The following is a 23718-nucleotide window of genomic DNA, read 5'->3' as shown; positions in this document are numbered from 1 at the left end:
AGCTTCCTTAAAGGATCGACATGCCAATTCTTGTCCTAACGACCAACCCAGCAAATCCGAAACTTGAAGCTGAACTGGTTCGCGCCATACATGCCCAAATTGGCGGCAGCGTCAACTGGCTCCACCAATCCATAGCGGTTGAGTTCAAAGAACCCAAAGCGCCACAAGCGTTGCAAATTGCAAGGCAGGTAATCGGTGATGAAAAAGTCGACGCCAATTTGGTGCCAGACCAGAAGCGGCGAAAAAAGCTACTGATCGCCGATATGGACTCCACCATGATCAATGAAGAGTGCATCGACGAGCTTGGCGCAGCGCTCGGGATCAAAGATCAAATCGCACAGATTACAGAACGTGCCATGCGCGGAGAATTGGATTTTGAGCAAGCTTTAGACGAGCGTGTTTTACTTCTTAAGGGCCTCGATCTTGATGCCATAAAAGAGGTGCGCCGCGAACGTATAACCTACGCTCCCGGCGGGCGCGTTTTGGTGCAAACCATGAAAGCCTATGGCGCATACACCGCACTCGTTTCTGGCGGCTTCACTCTCTTCGCTGATTATTTTGGCAAACGCATCGGCTTTGATGAATCAACCGCAAACATACTTGAATTTGACGGCGATGTTCTCACCGGCACGGTAGCCCGGCCAATTGTTGATAAAGACACAAAACTCGCCAAATTGAGGTCGATCTCAGCCGGGCGAGAATTGAAACTAGAGGACACCATGGCGGTTGGCGACGGCGCGAACGATCTCATGATGATCAAGGCCGCTGGGATGGGTGTTGCGATCCACGCCAAGCCTGTGGTGGCGGAACAAGCACAATATCAGTTCATCCATTCAGACCTAAGCGCCCTCCTCTACCTTCAAGGGTTTGAAGAAGCAGAATTGATACGCCAATGATTGAAACTGAACGCCTGATCCTACGACCATTTAAGGATAGTGACCTAGACCCTTTCGCCTCGTTTGTCGCCGACCCGGAAGTCATGCGGTTTTATCCCGCAACAAAATCTAAGGACGAAGCGAAACGCTGGATCAACAATTGCAACCAGAAGAGAATAGAAAACGGCTTTCACATGGTGGCCGTCGAACGAAAGTCAGACCAAGTCTTTCTTGGTTTGGCTGGGTGCGGTCATTTCACATTTGATGCACCGGGCAACAGCAATGTTGAAACGGGATGGTTGTTCGGCAGGCAGTATTGGGGATTCGGTTATGCCTATGAGGCTGCCAAAGCATCCATTGCCAACATATTTAAGGAATTTAAAGTGCCTGAAATTGTTGCGTTCACCTACCGCAACAATTGGCCATCACGCAATATGATGGAAAAGCTTGGCATGCGCTACAATCCGCTGAATGACTTTGATCATCCCAATTTAAGTTGGGACAGCAAAGTGCTGCCCCATGTTCTTTATTCGATCAAAAAGCCACGCTAACTATTTGTTCAAACGGACGGCAACAAATCTTCGCGCACCGGTTGGGTCAGATAGTTTAAGCAAAATCGCTTCCCGGCCAATTTCTGCGGCTGTACCGACAATGGTTTCCACATCTTTTGGTGTCAGAATTTGTTGCTGATTGACTTCCAAAATCGTGTGCCCAATTCGAATGCCCTTGTCAGACGCATCTGAGTTTGGTTCCACCTCGGTCACCACAACACCTTCGATCCCGGCCGAAATCGCAAATCGTTCACGCAACTCGTCGCTCATTGCATCGACTTTAATACCCAAAAGCGTATCTGCGTTTACTGGCAATTCAACAGGTGGTAGCAGATCGATGTCCGCGAACTGGTCAACTTGCTCCAAACGGCCCAATTTGACTTTAAGTTCAGTTTCCTCACCGCGGCGCAAAACCGTAACAACCGTATCTTTGCCGATCGCAGTTTCAGCAACAATTCGGGGCAAATCGCGCATCTTGTTGATGGGTTTGCCGTCAAAGCTTAGGATAAGATCACCCTCTCGGATCGTTCCGTCGCTTGGCCCGCCTGGCTCAATTGAAAGCACCAGCGCGCCTTTATTGTCAGTGCGCCCAAGACTAGCGGCGATATCATCGCTTACCTCTTGAATACCAACACCAAGCCATCCGCGGCGCGTTTCACCAAACTCTAAAAGTTGTTCGATAACAGGCCGCGCCAAATTAATCGGGATTGAAAATCCAATACCAAGCGATCCGCCAGATTGGGAAATAATGGCTGTGTTTATGCCGATCACTTCGCCATCCATATTAAACAACGGGCCACCAGAATTGCCCTGGTTGATCGCGGCATCGGTTTGAATAAAATTGTCGTAAGGGCCGGATCGAATATCCCGATTTCTCGCGGAAATAATGCCAGCGCTTAAACTGCCACCAAGGCCAAAGGGATTGCCAATGGCAACAACCCAATCGCCCACCAAGGCGTTGTCGGAATTGCCAAGATCAACATGTTTAATTTTTCGTCCCACATTAACACGCAACACTGCAAGGTCGGTCTTTTCGTCGGCACCCACCAGCACCGCTTTGACACGGCTGCCGTCGGTAAAGGCAACAAATATCTCATCAGCCCCCTCAATCACATGAAAGTTGGTGATGATGACGCCGTCCGGGTCAATGACAAAGCCAGAACCCAATGAGCGGCTTTCGCGCGGCTCTTGGTCTTCTGGCGGTTGTTTGGGCTGCAACTGGTCGAAAAATTCGCGAAAAGGCGAGCTTTCAGGAACATTGGGGAATGGAAATCCGCGCCCGCCTGATGTTACGGTTCGAGTGGTCGAAATGTTGACCACTGCGCCCTGTAGTTCGGCAGCAAGCGGCGCAAAAGACACGGGGCCCTTAGCGAAGGTGGCAACGGCACTTGCGAGCAGCAATATCACTGCCAACGTAATTTGCACACATGCACGCATTGGTGTTCTAAGAACCGGCATATTTCCTCCCTGTATGTGCCTTTGCGGCACATTTTCGCAACCAAATTAGCTGCGCAACCAGAAAAGTACAATAAGCCCTATAATGGCGGTTGTAAGCCCAATCACGCGAATTTGCGCATCAGGTGAGGCTAAAATACTTTCAATTGTTCGCTTCATAAAAGCAGGAAAGGCTGCATAAAGCAGCCCTTCCAAAGTCATCGCTAATGCAAGCGCTATAAAGAACTCTTGCATTATTGTCCCGCAGGAACGCCCAACGTATCAGATTGGAAATACTTGAAGAATTCCGAATCTGGGCTTAGCACCATTGTTGTGCCATCGCCTTGTAGCGCCAAACGGTATGACTGCATTGAACGATAGAATTCGAAGAATTCAGCGTCTTTGCTAAATGCTTCAGCAAAAATCTTGTTCCGTTCACCTTCGCCTTCACCGCGCAAAATGTCGGCATCGCGTTGTGCAGTCGCCACGAGTTCAACCGCTTGACGGTTGGCCTGCGCACGTAGGGTCTGAGCAAGTTCTTGTCCACGCGCCCGAAGGAATGCAGCTTCAGCCAAACGTTCAGCTTTCATTCGTTCAAACGTTTGTTGGGAGACTTGAATGGTCAAATCTGTCCGGGTAATCCGCACATCAACAACATCAAGACCAATGGCGGACAATTCTGACTCTACCAAGTCACGAACTTCACGCATCATTTCGGTACGTTGTTCTGACAAGGCAGCATTGAAATCGCGCAAACCATAAACCCGACGAAGTGCTGATTCTAGACGTGTATCGATACGTTGTTCTGCTGTACCAATATTACCAAAAACACCTTCACGGAATTTTTGTGGATCAGTGATCTTGTACGTCAAGAACGCATCAACATCATAGAATTTACCGCCCTTAACCTGCACACGCAGATCTTCAAGCTCATAGCGCAAAATGCGGTCATCAATGATTTGAACAGTTTCAATAAAGTCCGTTGGAATTTTGAAATTAAGACCCGGCTCACGCTCGACCCGCGTAATTTCACCAAACCGTAGAACAATGGCTTGCTGGCGTTCATTTAGAACAAAGATCGACGACATAAAGACGTAGAAGACAGCAACAATGATTACAGCGAGAATAGCTAAACGATTATTCATGATTAGTTCCCCGCATTCGAGTTAGACCGAGAGTTGATTTCTGGCAGCGGCAAGTAAGGCACTACACCTGACCCCGCACCACTCTCAATGATTACTTTTTCAGACTGACCAAGCACGTTTTCCATTGTCTCAAGGAACAACCGCTTACGCGTCACGGCTGGAGCTTTTGCATATTCGTCATAAACTGAAACAAATCGTGCTGCCTCACCCTGCGCTTGCTTAACAATCTGATCTTTATAAGCTGCAGCTTCTTCGCGAAGTTGAGCAGCTTGACCACGAGCTTGACCAAGTTTGGTGTTTGAATATTGACGCGCTTCTTCTTGGAAACGGTCTTCGTCTTGTTCAGCACGCTGAACTTCGTCAAAAGCGTCAGCCACTTCCGTTGGTGGAGCAGCGTCTTCGATGGACACGCCAGCAATGTTCATGCCTGCGCCATAACTATCCAAAATAGCTTGAGTAATTTGCTCAACTTGCAAGGCGATGCCTTCACGATCATCACGGAACACGTCTTGAGCTGGACGACGGCCAACAACTTCACGCATCGCGCTTTCTGCAGCTTGGCGCATAACGCCTTCTGGATCGCGAACGTTAAACAAATAGTCTGCTGGGTTGCCAATGCGCCAAAGCACAGAGAAACCAACATCAACAATGTTTTGATCGCCTGTTAGCATCAGACCTTCAGAACCTTGATTGGTCCGTGAGCCACGAATAGAACCAATTCGTGTTTGGTTTTGTGTGGTTGTCACTTTCTCAACAGTTTCAAGTGGCCAAAGATGGAAATGAAGACCAGGCTCTGATAACTCTAGTTTCGGCTTACCGAAAAGCAATTCCACGCCAGTTTCTTGCGCTTCAACTGTATAAACAGCTTGAGACAACCAAACACCCAAAAGTACAACGGCAGCAATCAAGAAGCCCCAGCGGCCTCCAGGTATGCCACCTTTAAACTGATCGCGCCCTTGGGAAAGAATTTCTTCAAGCTTAGGAGGACCACTTGGACGCCGAGGTCCACCGCCGCCGCCGCCAGGTGATTGGCCCCATGGGCCACCGCTATTATTGTCATTCCGAGACATTTGAGACCTTTCAATTGATCTAAACTTTGTTGTCTATATAGGAAAACCGCGCCTCAGGATCAATGCGCGCTCCGATTTTATCTCTTTTCGTATACCGAAATCTGATATTTTGCTGTGTCTTTTTCGCTAGGCACGACATTAGGCTTGTTTATACAGGCCCATTGCCCGTCTATTTCGGGAAAAACAGTGTCGCCAGCAGGTTCAGCGTCAATATGCGTGATATAGAGCCGATCAGCAAGCGGCATGGCGAGTTTATAAATCTCACCTCCACCGATGATCATCACTTCATCCAACCCATCCGCCTTCGCAATTGACTTTGCATGATCGATTGCCGCGTGAAAATCGTTGATGACAATCACACCATCTGGCTGATAATTTTTCTGACGGGTCACCACAATATTCGTACGGCCCGGTAGTGGTTTGCCCACGGTTTCGAATTGTTTACGCCCCATAATCATCGGCTTACCCATAGTCGTGGCTTTAAAAAACTTAAAGTCCGACGGCAAATACCACGGCATGTCGCCGTCCGCGCCAATGACGTTGTTTTTTGGTACAGCAGCGATCAGCGAAATTTTGACGTCATCAACCATCTTTATGTTCCAATCGCGATAGCCATTTTGCGTCTAATTCTTTTTCCAAATCGATTCCGTTATGCGCCGCGAATAGCATCAAATGCGCAAATACATCCGCACATTCCGCACCCATGGCGGCTTGAATGTCTTGTGAACTCATACCTTTTTTTCGCGCCCTACCTGTCATACGCAAATATTCGGCGTTCTGTTCACCAAATTCCTCAGTAAGTTTAAGCGCATACCAATCATCATCGCGATTTATATCGCACCGCGCTGCATATATATCGCTAACCTGAATTACCTTCTGGGTGAGCATTTTCAGTGAACTCTCACTCATACGGCAATTGGCGCTTTGATGGTTGGATCGGGATTATAATTCTCAAAGGAAAAATCATCGAACTCGAAATCAAATATCGACGTACGTTGTTTGTTTATCACCAATTGGGGCAAAGGCTTTGGCGTGCGAGTAAGCTGAAGGCGAGCTTGCTCGAAGTGATTGTGATAAATATGCGCATCGCCAAACGTATGCACAAAGTCTCCCACTTCAAGTCCGGTCACCTGCGCCACCATATGGGTCAGCAACGCATATGACGCAATGTTGAAGGGCACGCCTAAAAATATGTCCGCCGAGCGTTGATAGAGCTGACACGACAATTTGCCGTCCGCCACAAAGAACTGAAACAAACAATGGCATGGCGGCAGCGCCATATTTTCAATTTCAGCCGGGTTCCAAGCTGAAACAATATGTCGGCGCGAATTAGGGTTGTTCTTGATGCCGTCCACCAATCGATGAATTTGATCAATTGATTGGCCGTCACCCGCAGGCCAAGACCGCCATTGAGAACCATAAACTGGTCCTAAATCGCCATTTTCATCCGCCCACTCATCCCAAATACGCACCCCATTCTCTTTTAAATAGGCAATGTTCGTTTCGCCCATCAAAAACCATAACAGTTCGTGGACAATGGATTTGAGATGAAGTTTTTTAGTGGTCAGCAGCGGAAAGCCTTGTTGAAGATCAAACCGCATTTGGTAGCCAAACACGCCGCGCGTGCCGGTACCCGTGCGATCACCCCGATCAACACCATTTTCCATCACATGACTGAGTAAGTTCAAATATGTCTGCATATCGTCAGATATAAATGATTCTTAGCGCCTGCGGCAGCCCCCGATGCGCAAACCAAAATCATTTTCCAACCAGACCTGGAAAATTAGCGTCAGCCTTTTTGATATTGCCAGGAATGTCTTGTCGCCAAATCCCGCGAACCGATTTTGAGAAATTAAGATAAAGTTTCTCATCATGTATCGTCCAAGCTTCAGGATCACCCTTTGCCAACGCCCCTTTTGAAGCGGCGTAAGCACAATAACCGCCATATTGAGGCGCATATTTTTCAGGGTTTGCGACGAACATATCCAGATTGTTTTGGCTGGAAAACAACCATTTAGCACCTTTATAAGTCGTAGAGAACTTCTCATCACCCTTGGTCGGCTCACCTGCCGTGAAATAGGAGACACTATCATATCCACCAACGGCGACGCCGGGCACAATTCCCGTGAAAATTTCAGCTGCCGCAAATGTTGGTGTGTTCATAAAGAGCGTTGCACCAGCAAACGCTAGGCCAGAAACGAGAAATGAACGACGTTGCATAATGATATTCTCCAATCAATTTTGAAGGTACATTATCAATTCCGCTGGCCATGTCATTTCAAATAGCGATCACATTGGCGCGACAAGAAAACGGCGCCATCATGGGGCGCCGAAATCATTGTCTACTTCAAGTCAGAGCGCCTTAAGAAAATACTGAAAGCTTGCCTGCTTTTTTTGCGCACAGATAATAAAACGTTAGACGCTCTTTCATCCGGTCTGCTTTCATTTCATCAGCAACGCCAGCGATAATGGCATCCAATTTCTCGTCGCTATCAGACAAGCCAAGCTTCTTCTTCAAGAAATTCTCACGAACTGTTTTCAATTCAGCCGCGTCGCTAACCGCAACATAGGCGCTGTCGCGCTTGCTCAGAACCAATCGGTAGGTCTTCGCCATTTTTTCGACGACAGCCGGATCGGCCTTCGCATCATATTTTTGAATTTCTTCTAAGTGCTTGCTCATCCAATTTTCTCCCATTAAATCCGCCGCCACTTCCAAACATGTGACTTTACAGATGTAACGATTCCACAAGCAACATTGCCTGTAAAGCAAATTGGCATCACTCAATGGATTGCAATTTCGTTTAAGGCGCTTATATTAGGGGTGCTGGAAACAGCTACGGCGATAAATCGCGATCGTAATAAACCATTCGGACCCGGGGGCGGTACCCGGCGCCTCCACCAATTTATCTGATGCTTTGCTAAAGCACGGATTTTGGGGGCGAAATAGGATCGACGAGGGTGTAAAGGGTTAGCTTTCGCTCGGCATGGTACCACCGCATCGGGCCATTATGATAGTTGCAAATGACAACTTCGCTGAGGCTCGTTTGGCTGCGTAAGCGGTTCGACACCTCGAATTGAAGCCCTATTCCCCTAGCAGGGTCTAGGCGGGGTTCGCAGGTACCTGGCAACAGAAACCTGCACTAATTTTTTACCGCTTCCAAAGTTTGACCACCTATCCTCTTGCAATCGCTCGAATTATAGGGCTGTTATTGTCTTCAATTGGATTCGAAGTGACAATAAGGAAATGCGATGTCCGAAGACCTCATTCGCTATGATGTACTTGCACAAGATGCACTACGTGGTGTCGTTAAAAAAGTGCTGAGCGAAGTAGGAAAAACCGGACTTCCCGGCGAACATCACTTTTTCATTTCGTTTGTCACAACCGCCCCTGGTGTGCGGGTGTCTGAGCGCTTGCTCAAGCAATACGAAAATGAAATGACCATCGTATTGCAAAACCAATATTGGGACTTAAAAATCAACGAAAATGGTTTTGAGGTCGGTCTGTCGTTTGACGGGCAGCCTGAACATCTTGTTGTTCCCTACTCTTCCATCAAAGGCTTCTTTGACCCGTCCGTTCAATTCGGGCTGCAATTTGATGTGATGGACGAAAATGGTGATGCCGTGGCATCTACACCTGCTGATGATGGGCCGGACAATGGCGATGATGACGAGCCGAAATCTGAACTAGCAGACCAAACAGGCGAAAAGGGTGAGGATGACGAAACTGAGAATGTTGTCAGCCTTGATTCTTTCCGTAAAAAACCCTAGTTCACCATCATGAAAAAGCGATCCATAACGATTGCCGGGCACCGCACGAGTGTGGCGCTTGAGGATGAGTTTTGGATTGAAATTGATGCGTTGGCAAAACAACGCCAACTCAGTTTGACCCAGTTCATCGAAACGATTGACCAAAGCCGCGCAACAACAAATCTCGCGTCAGCGCTACGTCTTTGTGTGCTTGAGCATCTCAAAAACGCATCAGACGACTAATTGGTGCCCTCTATCAAATCAATCGGTGCTTGATCCAACAATTCAGGTCTAAACAGCGCGTCTGGATCCAGCAATAGTATTGGCGCATCGTCGCCATTTAGCGATGGCAGCTCAATCACGCTATTGTTTTCATTCGAAGGATTTAGGGCTTCTGAGGCAGCGCGTGCTGCAGCCTCCTCATCTAACCGTTTTTGTCGCTCTGCAGCAGCGCGCGCGGCCTTTTCTGCCTCTTCCTTAGCCAATTGCGCTGCTTGTTCGGCCATGCGTCTTTGTTGTTCTTCAGCCTGAGCTAAAGCACGCGCTTCTTGTTCTGCACGCAATTTCTCTAGCCGTTCCAATTCCAACTCAAACGCTTTGACTTGGATTGAATCAACCATTTGCTGAATGTCAATTTGGTATTCTGGCGCTTCAAGCGTACCATCAATTTGCACATCCACGCGGCCCGTCGCCTCGTTCAACACCGATCCATCGCCTACATTTTGTGTTGGCGTTAGCGACCAATTGCTTTGAAGAACAAAATCAATCAAATCAAGACTGATGCCGCCGAACAGGCGTGTCTGCGCTTCTTCCATAGAAACGTTGCTCACAAGAATTTTCCCCGCCGCCATGGAGAACAATCCTTCAAGCGTCGGCGCATTAAAGGATGCACCAGCAAGGTCTTGAAGAACCCTTTGCTCCAACGCCGTAGCGTCGAGCGCCAGCACATCTTTGATCGCGATAATCTTGTCAAAAATGTTTGGGTCAAAGTCTTTAATCGTCAAGCCATAGACAGTAAAACTGCCGTCACCACCCAAACTGTTGAAGACAGCAAGAAAATCCTCACCAGATCCTGAAAACTGGCCGCTCCCCGAAATTTCTCCCGATATCCGTTCATTGATGGCCGACGGAAACAAGTCTTCCATCGTAATGCCATCAAGCCCAAACCGGCCAGAAACTTGCTTTGAGACAACCGAACTGTGGCAGCAAATTGAGATATCGGCTGATATTTCGCCCTGTCCTCGTCCACCAACCAGATTGCGAATACGGTTTTCAGTGTTCGTCCACGTCAGGTCAAAGCCGACGTCATTTATCAGCGCATCACCATTGACCAAAATAAGTGGCGTTTCGATATGAACTCGGCCCCGACTATTGCGCGCACCGTTTGCAACATTAAATGGACCATCCGGCCACTGCGCGACCCCAGACGAAATTGTCGCCGCCGGTCCACCCAAAAACGTCGCTAAACCGTTCACATCCAGTCGACCCACATTAAGTTCACCCGTAAGGATTTTTTGGGCAGCAAGTTTTTTAAGGGTCAGCTCACCAGAGATGTCTTCACCACCAGCGCGAACTTGAATATTAGTCAACCGAACATCATCAGCCCCAACGAATTTTAGCTTTGCCTTGCCTTGTGGCCCGGGCAAATGAAAACTATCCAGCCCAAGAAAAGTCGAGAACCCGCTCGGGTCTTGCAGGCGAATTTGCAACTCGCCCTGCCCCCGCAACTGGTTCAAATTCGAAACAATTAGCGATCCGCGATAGCCCAGCGCACTGTCAGCACTTGAATAGAGTGCCGATACATCGACGCTGTTGAAAATGGTTCCCTTATACTCAATGGCAAGCTCCGCTTCCGCAGCGGTATCAAACTCTGCGTCTTGAATGCCCAATTGTGCAAAAAGCGAATTGGTTGATGGCGCATTGATTTGTAGTGTGCCCTCAGAAGGCGATGTAAACGCCGTCACCAGCCCTTCGCTCAGCGCAAACTCAGCGTTCATGCTTAGGTCGCCTGCACCGCCGGTTAACAGTAGTTTCTGCGACGCATCTCCACCCGGTTCGGACAGATCAAAATCAAAACGCGCCGGTCGATTGGCGGAAAAAATATTTTCAATTGAAGAATGCAATTTTGGTAATGGCAAAATGGACCAAAGTGCTGCAACATCCGCATCAGGCTGCAAATCAGCACGCAACTTACCCCGCACCAATTGAGGGGCTTGGACAGTTCCTTGCAGCTGCCCGCTTCCATCGAGGCGAATATCGGCAATATTGCCAATTCGAAGCAGCTCAACCTCTACCCCGTCTTTTGTCCAAGCCGTTTCGAGCAATACATCTTTTGCAAGCTGCCCCCCAAGCCCCAAACTATTGGCGCTCATCTCAAATGTGCCTGCGGGGAAACTACTTAAAGATTTGTTCGCACGGTTTGGATCGGGCAGCAAACCAAGCAATTGTTCAGTTGCCTTTTGATCAAATGCACCGATTTGAGCAGTAACGCTCAAACGTCTTATCTCTTCCTCACGCCAGTCTATACGGCCCTGCACGGCAAACCCGTCCAGATTAAATTCCAAGTTTTCAAAAGTTGCACCTGAAGATGAAAAGTCCACGTCACCAACCAAGCTCGCCTTGGCACCGAAAAGCGGATTGCTTTCCCCAAATGCACGCCACGATCGGGCCAATGCATCCAAGCGATCAGTATCAAGCGACATCTTACCGTCAAATGCGGCAAACCCCTGCGCATCGATCAACTTGCCAGCAAGGTTCAGTGCGCTATCACCGGGTAGCTTGGCGCTAAAGTTCTCAATCTGCCAATCCGCACCATCTGTCGTGGCGTCAAGAAGCACATTCCTCAGCGCAATCGAGCGCAATCCCAACTCTGTAATATCAACCGATATGGTCCCGGCAACATTACCCAGTGCCGGTGGGGCGGGCAATTGAGTAATCAACGACACCAGCGCATAGGGGTCATCTTCCCCCACATTCAACGCATCATCCGGTAGCAAATTGACCACGCCGCCCGAAACAACCGCATCAAATTGACGGTCGGCCCCAAGTCGCAAATCAACAGCACCTGTCAACCGGGTTCCAGCACGGTTTTCATCCGGCAGCAATGAGTATTCAGTCAATTTAAAACGCTCTGGCTCAAGCTGAACTTTTGCTTCCAAAATTGCGTCACCGCGCACTTCGTTTTCAGCCAAATTTTGTGGCGCAATGCGAAGGGTGAGGTCTCCATCATAAAACGGCGACAAAGCAGCGGTGGTCAAAAGCCCTTCACTAGAAAGCGAAAAACTCTTATCAGCCGGGGTCAAAAACGAACTTATGCGGATATCACCACGCACGTTTACATCCGAAGTATTGACCCGCAAGGCAAACTCTCGTTCGTCTAGGCGACCGTTTCCATTAAAGGCAAATGGCCCCCTTAGGGCCGTCACACTCAGATTTCCATGAATGTCGTCAACACGCCAATGTTCGTCGGATCGCATGTCGCTCAGTAAAAAACTGCCATTGTTGATCTGCGCATCCTGGATCGCAACATTGTCACGTCCACCATTTTGCGCCAGCGAGAACGGCATTTCAAAGCCGCCATCTTCCGCGACTGTTAAGTGAAATGTGGGCGTGTGCAGCACCAGTTTTTGCACTTCATAAAAATCACGCAAAAACTGCATGAGCGCCAAATCGGCGGCAACAAGTTCAATTTCTGCAATAGGAGAATCTTCGGGGCCAACAACAACCTTGGACATACGCATTTGCGGTTGAGGCAACAACGTGAAGTATAAGTCGCCATTTATCGCAACAGGTGTCCCCAACGCTTGAGAAGCGATTTCTTGCATGCGGTCGCGATAAGGCGACCAATCATAAAGCCGCGGCACAACAAATGCTGCCGCGAGCAGCAGAATAACAACAACACCAACAACAATATAAAGCCGATTTAACAACGAGCTAACCGCAGCATTTCAAAGTTCATTTAAAATTCCAAAACTCACTTAAAACACTATGCGTTTGTAAGCCGCTCGTCACCATAAATTGTCGCAAGAATGGGCAATTCACATGTGAAATCACCGCTTTAGGCTATTTCCTCTTGCACAACTGCGTCAAACAGGCCTATCACAAACTAACGATCAAGTGCGGTTTTAGGGGGATCGCGCGCAAAAATGGCAAAAAATGCACGCCTCATTTATCGTGTTGTTTATCGCTGGGTGCACCCTCACCTCGCGTCATTTAGATCTGCCCAACAGCCAAAAATGTGGCTTCTATCTATTGGCGCAGGTGTTGCCGGTGGCGCTGTCGCGATTCTCTTTCGATCCCTAATCGGTTGGCTGCAATTTCTCTGGTTGGGCACCACTTCAGAACGCTTTTTGGATAAGTTAGCGTCACTGCCTTGGTGGTTCACTTTTGGCGGCCCCCTCGTTGGTGGATGCCTTGTTGGCCTAATTTTGTTTTTTCGCCGAAAATCGCGACATGGTGGCGTCGCGGACGTCATCGAAGCCCGCGCACATGACGGGAAAAAGCTTTCCCTCAAAGAAGCATTGGTTGGCACTGCGATATCGGCAATAACACTGGGATTTGGCGGCAGCGCAGGCCGTGAGGGTCCAGTTGTTTATTTCGCCGCCTCCGTTTCAAAAGCATTATTTCGATATTTCGAACTGCCCCCTTCCGCCCGTAGGATTATGCTGGGTTGCGGTGTCGCAGCAGCGATTTCAGCCAGTTTTAACGCGCCAATCGCTGGTGTTTTGTTCGCCCATGAAGTCATTCTTGGCCACTTCGCGATGTCCGCATTTGTGCCCGTTGTCATCGCATCCGTTATTGCTTCCACCATGTCTCGTGGCTGGTTTGGCGACAATCCTGCATTTTTGGTGCCTGATTTTCAAATAACGTCCTATTGGGAAATTCCGGCTTTCGCCCTGTTGGGTGTTACCTGTGCAATCGTTGCTATTTGCTTCCAAACCTCACTTATCGGTAGTGACTGGGTGGCGCGGCATTTCAAAATCAAAGACTATTTCCGCCCAGTCATCGGTGGCGCGGCGGTCGGGTTCATCGCGCTGTTCTTCCCGCAAATTCTGGGCGTTGGATATGAAGCAACCGACGGGGCATTGACCAACCATTGGTCCTTACAAACCATGCTGGCGCTCATCATCGCGAAAACCGCAGCAACGGCGATCACGCTCGCGTCGCGAATGGGCGGCGGGATATTTTCCCCGGCCCTGTATTTGGGGGCGATGACCGGCGGCGCATTTGGATTAATGGCGGCCGCCTTGTTCCCACAAATGGCCTCATCCGAGGCACTCTACGCCATCATTGGCATGGGAGCTGTCGCCGCTGCAGTGCTTGGCGCACCAATATCCACTACCGTTATGATTTTTGAACTTACCGGCGGTTTTGCATTCTCAATTGCTTTGCTGTTTGCAGTGTCTATTTCCACCGGCATCAGCCAAGCCGTTATGGGCCGGTCATTCTTCTACTGGCAACTTTACACCCGTGGCATCATGCTGGAAGAAGGCCCACACCGGCATTTTGTGAAGTATTTCCGGGTGCGCGATTTCATGACGCCATTTGATAAGGAGGGGGAGGAAGAACCCTTCGACATCCTTTCCGGTAAGCCTTGGCTAAAATCCAAGGACACGCTGGAAAACGCCCTTCGTGCATTCGACGCCACCCACAAATCACGACTTCCAGTGATGGAAGGAACCGGCAAACGCATGCGCCAAGTCGGATGGGTCACACATGTCGACGCGCTTTCAAGCTTCAACAAAGCTCTAGTCGAACAAAGCCGCGAAGAGCATCTGTAGGACTATTTTTGAATTGATATTTAAATCTTGGCCAATTGGGGGAACTCATTGCAAAGGTTTCGTGCGCGAGCGCGCATTGAAGCTGCATCATCTTTGAGGGCCGATTGGGTTTTGCCTTTCGCTATATCAACGCCAATCTCATCATTGCAATTCAACCGCACAAACGCGTCGAGTGCCCATACGCGCAATAGAGTTTTGCTGCTTGCTTCACAAGATTTAATAAACCCACGCACATTTTGCGTTTGCGCATCGTCAATATCTAAGAACTGAATTGACTGTAGCAGGTGAAGCTTTGCCTCCCATCCCGTAAGCAGCGCTGAATTTGACAACAGGCTATCGACTACGTCAGATGGCACCGGCTTTGACTGTTCAAGCGCAGTTTTCACCAACCAAGTTGCACTGGCTTGGAGCCTTGTGTCTGGATGTGAAAAATACGTCGCGACTTGATGCCATTCAGCACCAGAAATTCCATTTTTTACCGCAAGCTTTAATTCATCAACATGCTTGCCATCAAAAGACAAAATTACATCAACTATCGACATCACCCGCTCCTTGCTATGTTGAACATGCACAAAAAAACGCCCAGGTCCAAGACCCGGGCGTTTAAAACTCAATTCAACTTTGATGCTACATCTTGCCGATAGAGAAGAACAATGTCTCGCCGGAATGGTCATCCACACCGTCATTGTCCGTCATCGCAAAACCTTCGCCAGACGCATCAATTGCAAAGCCTTCGATTTTATCTTGAACGTATCCGTTCAGCGATTTCAAGTCGGGCAAGAAGTCACGAACCTCTTCCTTAGCTACGACCGGCAACTCTGAACCAAGAGCCGCTGGAACCATATCTGCAAGTTTTACGCGATATAGCTTTTTGATCTTTGCATTTTCAGCAATTTGGTTGTCACGCTCAACGATATAGACATAGTCACCATGCGCGGTAATTTCTGATAGGCCAACCCAGCCTTTTTCGCCAGTTTCAAGTTGGTAGCGCAAAGCGCCCCATTCTTTGGTTGATGGCTTGTAAGAAACCAATTTCACTTGGCCTTTGGGGTCATCTTTCCACTCACGTTGGATCGCGATCCACAAAACCGTGTCGTCACCTTCGCCAACAACCGTGATACCTTCTGATCCAAAACGCTTCTCAACAGCCAACAATTCAGCAGGGAACGGGATTTCGGCTTTGATTTCGCCCTTGGCATTCACATTGTAAATGGCATGTGGGATCAAACGATCTGTCCGGCCTTCTGAAGCAAGCCAGAAGCCGCCCTTGCCGTCCAAAGCAATGCCTTCAAGGTCAAGCTTTTGGGCAGGCGCACCGTCACGGGTTACACCAATACGTTTGGTGATTTTTGCAGGTTTTGACGTCGCATCAATTTCGTAAATTGAAGGCTGCGCACGCAAGAAACTATCGTTGACGGCATAAAGTTTGCCAGCCACATCAGCATCAGCAACCAGACCCGACAGCGCTACCCAACCGATTGGCCGATGCTCATCCGCCATGTCCGACATGATTTGTGGATAGGCCGCTGGTGCATCCTGCAATTCATAAATCATGACGTGGGAGCGAACACCACCATCTTCAATCAAATCGACTTCGTTTGCTGAAACGAAAAGATTGCGAGAAGGAATAGTCAACGCGCCTTCTGGTCCAATACCAGATGGCAAAAGTTGAACGAACTCAGGCGCCGCACCTGTGTCTTTGTAAACACCAACCATTGAAGCACGTTCCAAAAGAACGAAGAAATACATGTCGTCGCCGAATTTCCCTGTTGCCAAACCCTCAGGTTCAACACCTTTATTGCCGGAGCGTTTTTCTGGGTAATGACCAGCTCGAGCGGCCAAAACTTCCAAAGAAGTATTGGATTCAAAAGCAACAGAGCCATCTTTATTGTAGATGGTGAAGCTACGCGATCCGCCTTTATAGTCACCTTCATTGGCGCCAACAAAACGATTATCATCCAACCATTTCACCGCATCTGGCTCGCGCAAACGCGCAGCTTGAGCACCATCGAATGTAAAAGCACGTTCTTCATCAATGTCGATATATTCAAGATCTACAGAACCGGCAGAGAAATGATTTTTAACTTCACCCGTTTTGCCATCAATGATCGCGTAGTGGTTGTTTTCCTGCATGGAAACAACGATTTCATTTTGCGAATTGAAGTCAACAAACTCAGCTTCAGGATCGGTCCCACCAATCTCAGCAAGGCCCGTAAGATCAACAACCTTCATGCTATCGCAGTTAGCCATGCCACTTTCGATATCAAAGATTGTCACCATGCCAGCTGGCAATTGAGGAAGTTCGCCGTCATTTAGGTCTTCGTCACGCTCATTTTCAATCGCAACCGCGACCAGTGAGCCATCTTTTGAAACCGCAACACTGTCCGGCTGACCACCAAGATCGCAACTCGCAACAACGGTTTTGCTTGCGATGTCGATAATTGCCAAATTGCCTGACGGCGCGACATAGCTCTCAGATGTATTGACACCAACAAATGCTATACCTGCAGCAATAGAAACGGAAGTTGGTTCACCTCCAAGTGCCATAAAACCAGCAGGTTTTGGCGCTTTGGGATCAGCTATGTCGACAAATCCAAGTCCGCCCAAAGGGCTGTCGGAATAAACCAAGGTCATGCCGTCTTCTGTCGCGGCAATAATTTCAGACGAAGATTCACTTTTGGCGTCCATGTCAGCTGGAATGTTGCTGGCAACTGGAAAACTTGCGATTCGGTTGAAATGTGGGGCAGCAGCAGCACTAAGGGCTGTAAAACTAACAGCGCTAAATGCAATTGCACCCAAAATGTGAGCGGATTTCATGTTAAGCGGTTCCTGAGTTGTGGGTTAAACCGCGACTTCGATTAGTCGCCCATTACAACAGCGATATGACAATTCGGCATGCACCTCCGCATATACAAATATATGCAGGTGGCATATAAAGAACAAAACAAGATTCGAGCGCACGTAATGATTGCAAGACTATGAGTCCAAGACCTGGCAAAGCACCGAGCTCACAACCTGGCCCCATTACGTCCCAATTTGGCGGCGGTGCGCCCCGGTATCTTGAAGGCCTAAATGCCGAGCAACAAGACGCCGTTGAATCGATTGATGGCGCCCTACTCGTTCTGGCTGGTGCAGGAACGGGTAAGACCCGCGTTCTGACCACCCGCATCGCGCACATTCTTGCAACACGCAGAGCCCGTGGCCATGAAATTCTGGCGGTGACTTTTACCAACAAAGCCGCCCGCGAGATGAAAGAACGGATTGCTAAATTTGTAGGCGGCTCCGTAGAAGGGATGCCGTGGCTTGGCACATTCCACTCAATCGGTGCGAAAATCTTAAGACGTCACGCCGAACTCGTTGGTCTGAAATCAGATTTCACCATTCTTGATACTGACGATCAAATTCGACTGCTCAAGCAATTGCTGCAAGCTGAAAATATCGACGAAAAGCGATGGCCCGCCCGCCAACTCGCTCATATGATCGACGGCTGGAAGAATAAAGGACTGCAACCCAAGCAGTTGGACATGTCAGATGCCGGTGCTTTTGCTGATGGCAAAGGTGCGAAACTATATGCTGCCTATCAAGCACGGCTGAAAACGCTGAACGCTGCGGATTTCGGCGATCTGCTTCTGGAATGTATCCGCGTTTTAAAAGACAATCCCGGCGTCCTCCAAGAATACCACAAGCGTTTCAAATATATGCTGGTGGACGAGTATCAAGATACAAACGTTGCCCAATATTTGTGGCTTCGGTTGCTTGCGCAAGGCAACTCAAATGTATGTGTTGTGGGCGATGATGACCAGTCGATTTATGGCTGGCGCGGTGCCGAGGTCGATAATATTTTGCGCTTCGAAAAAGACTTCCCGGGCGCCAAAGTCATCCGACTTGAACGCAATTACCGATCCACGTCAAAAATTTTACGCGCTGCCTCTCACTTGATATCGCACAATGAAGATCGGTTGGGCAAAACATTGCAAACCGATGTCGGTGAAGAAGGTGAACCCGTTTCCGTCACGTCTGTTTGGGATTCGGAAGAAGAAGCCCGCACCATCGGCGAAGAAATTGAACAATTCCAGCGCCAAGGCCACAAGCTCAACTCAATGGCAATTTTGGTTCGGGCATCGTTTCAAATGCGCGAGTTTGAAGAGCGGTTTATCAAGCTTGGTTTGAACTATCGCGTAATCGGTGGTCCGCGCTTTTATGAACGCAAAGAAATTCGCGACGCTCTCGCCTATTTGCGTGCGACAACGCAACAAGCCGATGATTTGGCATTTGAGCGTATCGTCAATTTGCCAAAACGTGGATTAGGCGGCGCGACCATCCGCATATTGCACGACGCCGCCAGAGCCGCCAATATTCCGCTGATCCAAGCCACACGCGATTTGATCGAAACCGACGAGCTTAAACCTAAGCAGCGATCCACTTTGCGTATGTTGATTTCCCAGTTTGATGATTGGGCATCGCGGTTACAAAATTTGCCACACGCCGAAGTCGCCGAGGCCATTTTGGACGAAAGCGGTTACACCCAAATGTGGCAAAACGACCGTTCAGCAGACGCGCCCGGTCGGTTGGAAAACTTAAAAGAACTCATTCGTTCCATGGAAGAGTTTGAAACATTGGGCGGTTTCCTAGAACACGTCTCATTGGTGATGGAACGCGATAGTGGCGATGGCAATGAAGATGCGGTTTCTATTATGACCTTGCACGCAGCCAAGGGCTTGGAGTTTGACACTGTATTCCTTCCCGGTTGGGAAGAAGGGCTGTTCCCTCATCAGCGTTCGCTGGATGAAAGTGGACGCACCGGACTAGAAGAAGAACGTCGCCTTGCCTATGTGGGCATTACCCGCGCCAAAAAACGTGCAAAACTGACTGTGGCGCAAAACCGACGCATTCATGGGCTTTGGCAGACCGCACTGCCCTCACGTTTTCTGGACGAACTGCCTGCAGATGCCGTTGAGGTTAAAGACACAGGGTCAAGCTATGGCGGATACAATTATGGTGGCAGAAATACAGCGTCAAAATTCGATAACCGCGACCCGTTTGATAGCGTTTATGAAACACCGGGTTGGCAACGCGCTCAAAAACAGCACAAAGACCGTGGTTATGACAAAGGCCCAACCATAGAGGGCGAAATGGTCGCCCGTTCGGGATCATCGTCCAGTTCGTCGTCATCCTCATTCAAACCGGGTGACAAAGCTTTGCACCTCAAATTCGGTGAAGGCATTATCGCTAGCGTAGACGGCAACAAGCTAACAATTGATTTTCCGTCTGTTGGGCGTAAAAAAGTACTCGAGAGTTTTATTAAGCGCGCCTGATTAGGCCTTGATTAGACCGCCAAAATATCGAAGTTGATAAGCAATATCGTCGCCAACAATAATAACTTCTTTGCCTTCAAATGAAGACACATCACCTACTGAACTATCAACATAATCCCCGTGCGGTCCTGACCATTTAAAACCGCCTAGAAAACGACCTTGCGCGTACATTTCGCTCAACGCGGCCAAAATGGTTTCGCCAGCTCGTTCTGCATCAATTAGGCCCGCCTTTAGGATTTGGCCATAATAGCACATCGACCATAAAGGCTCTCCATTACACCAAACGGCTTCCTGCCCGACAAAGTCAGTGCCACCAAAATAGCTGTCCAAATAGGACCATTCGCCATTTTCATAACGCAAGTCGTGCGAATTTGATCGGCTCGAAGCACTCGTCTTCCCACCCGAAACGTATGTTCGCGCCTTTGCTTCAACGATAAATTGTTCCAATTCCATAAAAAAGAATCCCTTATATGCAAGTGAACGAAACAAGAACAATTTAGATCTATCGACAGCATTTGTCAGCAAATAAATTGACCAAACAGCCACGATAATTCATAACCGCATTAAATTAGGAGCCTTTCGATGACCCTTGAACAAATCACCGTCCCAATGTCCAAACAAGATGCTTTCGCCCTCGCGGACGCCGTGATGGAAGAATATGGATTGGCGCTGTCAGCTTCGGCGTTTGAAAATGCTGATGGGGACTGGGTATTCGAGGCGACTTGCGACCAAAAGCCCGACGTCGAACGGTTCAACGCATTGGCCAAAAGCCTGTTGAAAGGCAAAGTCGAGTTTTCCATTCAGCCGGTGCCGGATAAAGACTGGGTTGCGCACTCGCTGGAAGGTCTGTCCGCCATCGATACGGGAGAATTTTTCGTCCATGGGAGCCACGACGAAACACCGCTCCCGACTGGTAAGATCGCAATTAAAATTGATGCAGGCCAAGCATTCGGCACTGGCCACCACGAAACAACAACGGGTTGTTTGCAGGCAATTTCAACAGTAGCGAACTCAGACACAACACCAGCTAATATATTAGACCTTGGAACGGGAAGCGGTATTCTGGCAATCGCGGCTGCCAAACGGTTTGATCAGAAAATTCTAGCGACTGATATCGACAAAAAGGCAATTGAGGTTGCCCTTGAAAACGCTAAAATCAATGATGTCGCTGACAAAATTGAAACGGCGGTTTCAACCGGCATGGACCATCCTATCTTCGTGGAAAAAGGTCCGTTTGACTTGGTGCTGGCCAATATTTTGGCAGGGCCGTTGGTTGAGTTGGCACCAGATATTGCCAAGCACACCAGCGAAGGCGCCATTGTTATTCTAGCAGGGCTTTTAACGCGGCAGGCTGATAATGTGATCCAAGCCTACGAAACAAACAAAATCGCCCTTCTCGAACGTGTCGAAAAGGGCGATTGGACAATTCTTAGATTGCAACGTGAGGCTTAAGGTAAAACCTTACATGCCACCGGTTGAACGTTGCTCGTTCAACAACCGGCGATAGCCGTTTGTTTCTACAAAGCGAGCAACTTCACGCTCAGCATGTTTGCTGCGTGAAGAAACAATTGCGTCCATTACATTGCGGAAGAAACCAGTTTTGGCCATTTTTAAAATCCTAAGAAAGTTGGGCGTTCGCACCTAAATCAAAATCCGTTCATACGATCATTGTTGATCGCATCATGTCCTTGTGTCTTCAAAAATTGAGCAACCTGACGTTCGGCTTTTAAAGTGCGAGAAGAGATCATCGCATCAACAACACTACGGAAAAATCCAGCTGACTGTGTCATTTCAAAACTCCTAATGTTTCCACAACTTGTGGGGTTGCTTTTTTGAATTTGTGAAATCAATGTAGCGTAGTAAAAAAATTTAGGTAGGACCAAACGCGCACCGCAGCCATGCGTTTTCGGAATGCCCTGCACACCATCCAAAAGGTAAAAACCGCATGTTAAACAATGACAGCACAACGCAATTGCAGCATTTCAACGACAAAACCGATCCGAGCACCGTTGCGCCTCGGCTGTCCGCCGTGCGCAAAGCAATGGCCAACGCCAATGTTGATGCCTTTCTTGTACCGCGAGATGACGCGCATCGCGGTGAAAACGTGCCTGAGGGCGACGAAAGACTAGCCTATATTGCAAGCTTCACTGGATCAGCAGGCTATGCAATTATCACCCAAGATCGTGCCGCACTTTGTGTTGATGGCAGATATACAATTCAGGCCCCCGCCCAAACAGATACTGACGCCATGGAAATCATTGAAATGAAACCGAACGCTGCGTCTGCATGGCTCATCGACGCACTGCCAGCTGGTGCAAAAGTTGGGTTTGATGGTTGGTTGCACACCCCAAACGCCATAAAAGCACTGCGCAGCGCTCTATCTAGCGCCGATATTGAACTGATCGAATGCGCCAACTTGGTCGATGAAACGTGGGCCAATCGGCCAAAGCCACCAACCAGCAAAATTTTTACGTTACCAATCGAGCAAACCGGGAAGTCGGCTACCGACAAAATCGCAGACCTCGCTAACAAAATTAAAGAACGCGGCGCAGACACCATTGTGCTGACATTGCCAGAAAGTTTTTGTTGGTTGTTCAATATTCGCGGCTCTGACATTCCTAACACGCCAGTAACCTTGGGCTTCGCCACTGTCGAGCAATCCGGCGCTGCAAAGCTCTATGTTCAGCCTGAAAAAATCACAGACCTGCTCAAAAACGAACTGGGTGACGCCATTTCTCTTCATCCGATCAAAAAGCTTGAGGCAGATTTGGCGGCGCTCAGCAAGGGAAAAACAATCTGGCTCGATGGCAATACATGTCCGTCGAAACTGGCAAACATTGTTTTGGACGCAGACGGCAAGCTGATTAAAGATCCGGACCCCGTCTTGCGCACAAAGTCTCTCAAAAATGCAGTTGAAATCAATGGAATGAAATCTGCTCAACGCCTTGATTCTGCGGCCATGGCCAAATTCCTATCTTGGTTTGATGAAGAAGCGCCAAAAGGCGAGTTGACCGAAATCGAAATCGTCAAACACCTTGAACAAATTCGACGCCAAGCCAATTCATTCGTCGACATCAGTTTTGAGACCATTTCTGGCTCGGGTGCGAACGGCGCGATGTGCCATTATCGGGTAACCGAAAACTCGGATAGACGTTTGGTCCCAGGTGAACTGATGCTGGTTGATAGCGGCGGTCAATATCTTGACGGCACAACAGACATCACCCGCACCATGGCCACTGGCCCTGCAACGCCTGAACAAAAACGGGACTTCACGCTTGTCTTGAAAGGCATGATTGCCCTTAGTCTTGCTCAATTCCCAAAAGGCACGACTGGCGTTCAACTAGACGTTTTGGCCCGGCAATTTCTTTGGGCACAAGGACTAGACTATGACCATGGAACTGGCCATGGCGTGGGTGCCTTTTTGGGCGTGCATGAAGGGCCATGTGGCGTTTCCAAAAAGAATACTTCGCCGCTCGAACTTGGCAACATTATTTCAAATGAGCCAGGCTACTATATTGAAGGCGGATATGGCATTCGCATTGAGAACTTGCTCGTTGTGATCGAAAGCCCACATAGCACCGAGAAAACGCCCTTCTATACATTTGAAACCATCACCTTTACGCCAATCGACACGCGCTTGATCGATAAATCTTTGATGACGAACAACGAGATTTCTTGGCTCAATGATTATCATGAAAAGTGCAATGAGATGGCATCGTCACAATTAGACGATAAGTCAAAAGCTTGGTTGGCTGACGCAACTAAAGCAATTTAAAGTTTAGTGAGCGCGGCATTTGAATA

23 protein-coding genes and 1 other RNA gene are annotated in these 23718 nt (G+C 48.7%); 9 read left to right on the top strand and 15 right to left on the bottom strand.

Features of this window, described 5'->3' with window-relative positions; genetic code table 11:
• The first annotated feature begins 20 nt into the window (after positions 1-20).
• Positions 21-896, top strand: a complete 876-nt coding sequence (serB, locus tag ACSHWX_RS06570) for a phosphoserine phosphatase SerB (protein ID WP_435667399.1) — start codon at positions 21-23, stop codon at positions 894-896.
• Positions 893-1426 carry a GNAT family N-acetyltransferase gene (locus tag ACSHWX_RS06565; RefSeq protein ID WP_435667398.1) on the top strand — a complete coding sequence of 178 codons (534 nt, stop codon included), beginning with the start codon at positions 893-895 and terminating at the stop codon, positions 1424-1426. The genes serB and ACSHWX_RS06565 overlap by 4 nt, the downstream gene beginning before the upstream one ends.
• On the opposite strand, the gene ACSHWX_RS06560 is transcribed toward ACSHWX_RS06565, so the two are convergent.
• From ACSHWX_RS06560 to ACSHWX_RS06520, 9 genes are all read right to left on the bottom strand, one after another.
• Positions 1427-2884, bottom strand: a complete 1458-nt coding sequence (locus ACSHWX_RS06560; RefSeq protein ID WP_435667397.1) for a Do family serine endopeptidase — start codon at positions 2882-2884, stop codon at positions 1427-1429.
• A 45-nt stretch (positions 2885-2929) separates the two neighbouring features.
• Positions 2930-3115 (bottom strand): DUF2065 domain-containing protein, encoded by a 186-nt coding sequence (locus tag ACSHWX_RS06555; RefSeq protein ID WP_435667396.1) that lies wholly within the window; start codon positions 3113-3115, stop codon positions 2930-2932.
• Positions 3115-4005: a protease modulator HflC gene (hflC, locus tag ACSHWX_RS06550; protein ID WP_435667395.1), complete on the bottom strand. Its 891-nt coding sequence runs from the start codon at positions 4003-4005 to the stop codon at positions 3115-3117. The genes ACSHWX_RS06555 and hflC overlap by 1 nt, the downstream gene beginning before the upstream one ends.
• Before the next feature lie 2 nt (positions 4006-4007).
• The gene (hflK, locus tag ACSHWX_RS06545) at positions 4008-5075 is read right to left on the bottom strand and encodes an FtsH protease activity modulator HflK (RefSeq protein WP_435667394.1); all 1068 of its coding nucleotides are present in this window, start codon (positions 5073-5075) and stop codon (positions 4008-4010) included.
• A gap of 77 nt (positions 5076-5152) precedes the next feature.
• Positions 5153-5665: a dihydrofolate reductase gene (locus tag ACSHWX_RS06540; RefSeq protein WP_435667393.1), complete on the bottom strand. Its 513-nt coding sequence runs from the start codon at positions 5663-5665 to the stop codon at positions 5153-5155.
• Positions 5658-5984, bottom strand: a complete 327-nt coding sequence (locus ACSHWX_RS06535; RefSeq protein ID WP_435667392.1) for a phosphoribosyl-ATP pyrophosphohydrolase — start codon at positions 5982-5984, stop codon at positions 5658-5660. The genes ACSHWX_RS06540 and ACSHWX_RS06535 overlap by 8 nt, the downstream gene beginning before the upstream one ends.
• Complete coding sequence (locus ACSHWX_RS06530) at positions 5981-6775, bottom strand: thymidylate synthase (RefSeq protein WP_435667391.1); 795 nt, start codon at positions 6773-6775, stop codon at positions 5981-5983. The genes ACSHWX_RS06535 and ACSHWX_RS06530 overlap by 4 nt, the downstream gene beginning before the upstream one ends.
• A gap of 58 nt (positions 6776-6833) precedes the next feature.
• Complete coding sequence (locus ACSHWX_RS06525) at positions 6834-7295, bottom strand: YHS domain-containing (seleno)protein (RefSeq protein ID WP_435667390.1); 462 nt, start codon at positions 7293-7295, stop codon at positions 6834-6836.
• A gap of 142 nt (positions 7296-7437) precedes the next feature.
• The gene (locus ACSHWX_RS06520) at positions 7438-7755 is read right to left on the bottom strand and encodes a DUF2853 family protein (RefSeq protein ID WP_435667389.1); all 318 of its coding nucleotides are present in this window, start codon (positions 7753-7755) and stop codon (positions 7438-7440) included.
• 105 nt (positions 7756-7860) lie between these two features.
• On the opposite strand from ACSHWX_RS06520, the gene ssrA reads away from it, so the two are divergent.
• The 3 genes from ssrA (at position 7861) to ACSHWX_RS06505 (ending at position 9065) form a co-directional block, all read left to right on the top strand.
• Positions 7861-8217, top strand: a transfer-messenger RNA (tmRNA) gene (gene ssrA / locus ACSHWX_RS06515).
• 107 nt (positions 8218-8324) lie between these two features.
• On the top strand, positions 8325-8843 hold the full coding sequence (locus ACSHWX_RS06510) for an SspB family protein (protein WP_435667388.1): 519 nt from the start codon (positions 8325-8327) through the stop codon (positions 8841-8843).
• A 9-nt stretch (positions 8844-8852) separates the two neighbouring features.
• On the top strand, positions 8853-9065 hold the full coding sequence (locus ACSHWX_RS06505; RefSeq protein ID WP_435667387.1) for a ribbon-helix-helix domain-containing protein: 213 nt from the start codon (positions 8853-8855) through the stop codon (positions 9063-9065).
• Here the strand turns inward: ACSHWX_RS06505 and ACSHWX_RS06500 are convergent.
• Complete coding sequence (locus ACSHWX_RS06500) at positions 9062-12751, bottom strand: AsmA family protein (protein ID WP_435667386.1); 3690 nt, start codon at positions 12749-12751, stop codon at positions 9062-9064. The genes ACSHWX_RS06505 and ACSHWX_RS06500 overlap by 4 nt on opposite strands.
• Positions 12752-12967: 216 nt before the next feature.
• Here ACSHWX_RS06500 and ACSHWX_RS06495 point away from each other — a divergent pair, with 216 nt between their 5' ends.
• Positions 12968-14602, top strand: coding sequence for a chloride channel protein (locus ACSHWX_RS06495; protein ID WP_435667385.1), 1635 nt, complete (start codon positions 12968-12970; stop codon positions 14600-14602).
• A 20-nt stretch (positions 14603-14622) separates the two neighbouring features.
• Here the strand turns inward: ACSHWX_RS06495 and ACSHWX_RS06490 are convergent, their stop codons facing one another.
• Positions 14623-15144, bottom strand: a complete 522-nt coding sequence (locus ACSHWX_RS06490) for a hypothetical protein (protein WP_435667384.1) — start codon at positions 15142-15144, stop codon at positions 14623-14625.
• A gap of 85 nt (positions 15145-15229) precedes the next feature.
• A complete protein-coding gene (locus ACSHWX_RS06485; RefSeq protein ID WP_435667383.1) occupies positions 15230-17419 on the bottom strand; it encodes an esterase-like activity of phytase family protein in 2190 nt (729 codons plus the stop codon).
• A 161-nt stretch (positions 17420-17580) separates the two neighbouring features.
• Between ACSHWX_RS06485 and ACSHWX_RS06480 the strand changes: the two genes are divergently transcribed.
• Positions 17581-19917: an ATP-dependent helicase gene (locus ACSHWX_RS06480; RefSeq protein WP_435667382.1), complete on the top strand. Its 2337-nt coding sequence runs from the start codon at positions 17581-17583 to the stop codon at positions 19915-19917.
• On the opposite strand, the gene ACSHWX_RS06475 is transcribed toward ACSHWX_RS06480, so the two are convergent.
• A complete protein-coding gene (locus tag ACSHWX_RS06475) occupies positions 19918-20370 on the bottom strand; it encodes a DUF5680 domain-containing protein (protein WP_435667381.1) in 453 nt (150 codons plus the stop codon). It lies immediately after the preceding gene.
• Between the two features lie 129 nt (positions 20371-20499).
• On the opposite strand from ACSHWX_RS06475, the gene ACSHWX_RS06470 reads away from it, so the two are divergent.
• On the top strand, positions 20500-21369 hold the full coding sequence (locus ACSHWX_RS06470) for a 50S ribosomal protein L11 methyltransferase (RefSeq protein ID WP_435667380.1): 870 nt from the start codon (positions 20500-20502) through the stop codon (positions 21367-21369).
• A gap of 9 nt (positions 21370-21378) precedes the next feature.
• Here ACSHWX_RS06470 and ACSHWX_RS06465 read toward each other — a convergent pair whose 3' ends face one another.
• Together ACSHWX_RS06465 and ACSHWX_RS06460 are read right to left on the bottom strand one after the other, a co-directional pair.
• On the bottom strand, positions 21379-21525 hold the full coding sequence (locus ACSHWX_RS06465; protein ID WP_435667379.1) for a hypothetical protein: 147 nt from the start codon (positions 21523-21525) through the stop codon (positions 21379-21381).
• Between the two features lie 38 nt (positions 21526-21563).
• Entirely contained in the window at positions 21564-21707 is a 144-nt protein-coding gene (locus tag ACSHWX_RS06460) for a hypothetical protein (protein WP_435667378.1), read from the bottom strand.
• Positions 21708-21862: 155 nt separating this feature from the next.
• Between ACSHWX_RS06460 and ACSHWX_RS06455 the strand changes: the two genes are divergently transcribed.
• Entirely contained in the window at positions 21863-23692 is a 1830-nt protein-coding gene (locus tag ACSHWX_RS06455; RefSeq protein WP_435667377.1) for an aminopeptidase P family protein, read from the top strand.
• Positions 23693-23718: the final 26 nt, after the last annotated feature.

The sequence above is a fragment of the Maritalea sp. genome (assembly GCF_051251695.1).
GTDB lineage: Bacteria > Pseudomonadota > Alphaproteobacteria > Rhizobiales > Devosiaceae > Maritalea.
The sequence above is the reverse complement of the archived record's forward strand: the minus strand, read 5'-3'. Positions and strand labels throughout refer to the sequence as shown.

Excerpts from the sequence above, each read along its gene's own strand:
- serB (WP_435667399.1), top strand. The coding sequence starts at position 21 with ATGCCAATTCTTGTCCTAACGACCAACCCAGCAAATCCGAAACTTGAA.
- ACSHWX_RS06565 (WP_435667398.1), top strand. The coding sequence starts at position 893 with ATGATTGAAACTGAACGCCTGATCCTACGACCATTTAAGGATAGTGAC.
- ACSHWX_RS06560 (WP_435667397.1), bottom strand. The coding sequence starts at position 2,884 with ATGCCGGTTCTTAGAACACCAATGCGTGCATGTGTGCAAATTACGTTG.
- ACSHWX_RS06555 (WP_435667396.1), bottom strand. The coding sequence starts at position 3,115 with ATGCAAGAGTTCTTTATAGCGCTTGCATTAGCGATGACTTTGGAAGGG.
- hflC (WP_435667395.1), bottom strand. The coding sequence starts at position 4,005 with ATGAATAATCGTTTAGCTATTCTCGCTGTAATCATTGTTGCTGTCTTC.
- hflK (WP_435667394.1), bottom strand. The coding sequence starts at position 5,075 with ATGTCTCGGAATGACAATAATAGCGGTGGCCCATGGGGCCAATCACCT.
- ACSHWX_RS06540 (WP_435667393.1), bottom strand. The coding sequence starts at position 5,665 with ATGGTTGATGACGTCAAAATTTCGCTGATCGCTGCTGTACCAAAAAAC.
- ACSHWX_RS06535 (WP_435667392.1), bottom strand. The coding sequence starts at position 5,984 with ATGAGTGAGAGTTCACTGAAAATGCTCACCCAGAAGGTAATTCAGGTT.
- ACSHWX_RS06530 (WP_435667391.1), bottom strand. The coding sequence starts at position 6,775 with ATGCAGACATATTTGAACTTACTCAGTCATGTGATGGAAAATGGTGTT.
- ACSHWX_RS06525 (WP_435667390.1), bottom strand. The coding sequence starts at position 7,295 with ATGCAACGTCGTTCATTTCTCGTTTCTGGCCTAGCGTTTGCTGGTGCA.
- ACSHWX_RS06520 (WP_435667389.1), bottom strand. The coding sequence starts at position 7,755 with ATGAGCAAGCACTTAGAAGAAATTCAAAAATATGATGCGAAGGCCGAT.
- ACSHWX_RS06510 (WP_435667388.1), top strand. The coding sequence starts at position 8,325 with ATGTCCGAAGACCTCATTCGCTATGATGTACTTGCACAAGATGCACTA.
- ACSHWX_RS06505 (WP_435667387.1), top strand. The coding sequence starts at position 8,853 with ATGAAAAAGCGATCCATAACGATTGCCGGGCACCGCACGAGTGTGGCG.
- ACSHWX_RS06495 (WP_435667385.1), top strand. The coding sequence starts at position 12,968 with ATGGCAAAAAATGCACGCCTCATTTATCGTGTTGTTTATCGCTGGGTG.
- ACSHWX_RS06490 (WP_435667384.1), bottom strand. The coding sequence starts at position 15,144 with ATGTCGATAGTTGATGTAATTTTGTCTTTTGATGGCAAGCATGTTGAT.
- ACSHWX_RS06485 (WP_435667383.1), bottom strand. The coding sequence starts at position 17,419 with ATGAAATCCGCTCACATTTTGGGTGCAATTGCATTTAGCGCTGTTAGT.
- ACSHWX_RS06480 (WP_435667382.1), top strand. The coding sequence starts at position 17,581 with ATGAGTCCAAGACCTGGCAAAGCACCGAGCTCACAACCTGGCCCCATT.
- ACSHWX_RS06475 (WP_435667381.1), bottom strand. The coding sequence starts at position 20,370 with ATGGAATTGGAACAATTTATCGTTGAAGCAAAGGCGCGAACATACGTT.
- ACSHWX_RS06470 (WP_435667380.1), top strand. The coding sequence starts at position 20,500 with ATGACCCTTGAACAAATCACCGTCCCAATGTCCAAACAAGATGCTTTC.
- ACSHWX_RS06465 (WP_435667379.1), bottom strand. The coding sequence starts at position 21,525 with ATGGCCAAAACTGGTTTCTTCCGCAATGTAATGGACGCAATTGTTTCT.
- ACSHWX_RS06460 (WP_435667378.1), bottom strand. The coding sequence starts at position 21,707 with ATGACACAGTCAGCTGGATTTTTCCGTAGTGTTGTTGATGCGATGATC.
- ACSHWX_RS06455 (WP_435667377.1), top strand. The coding sequence starts at position 21,863 with ATGTTAAACAATGACAGCACAACGCAATTGCAGCATTTCAACGACAAA.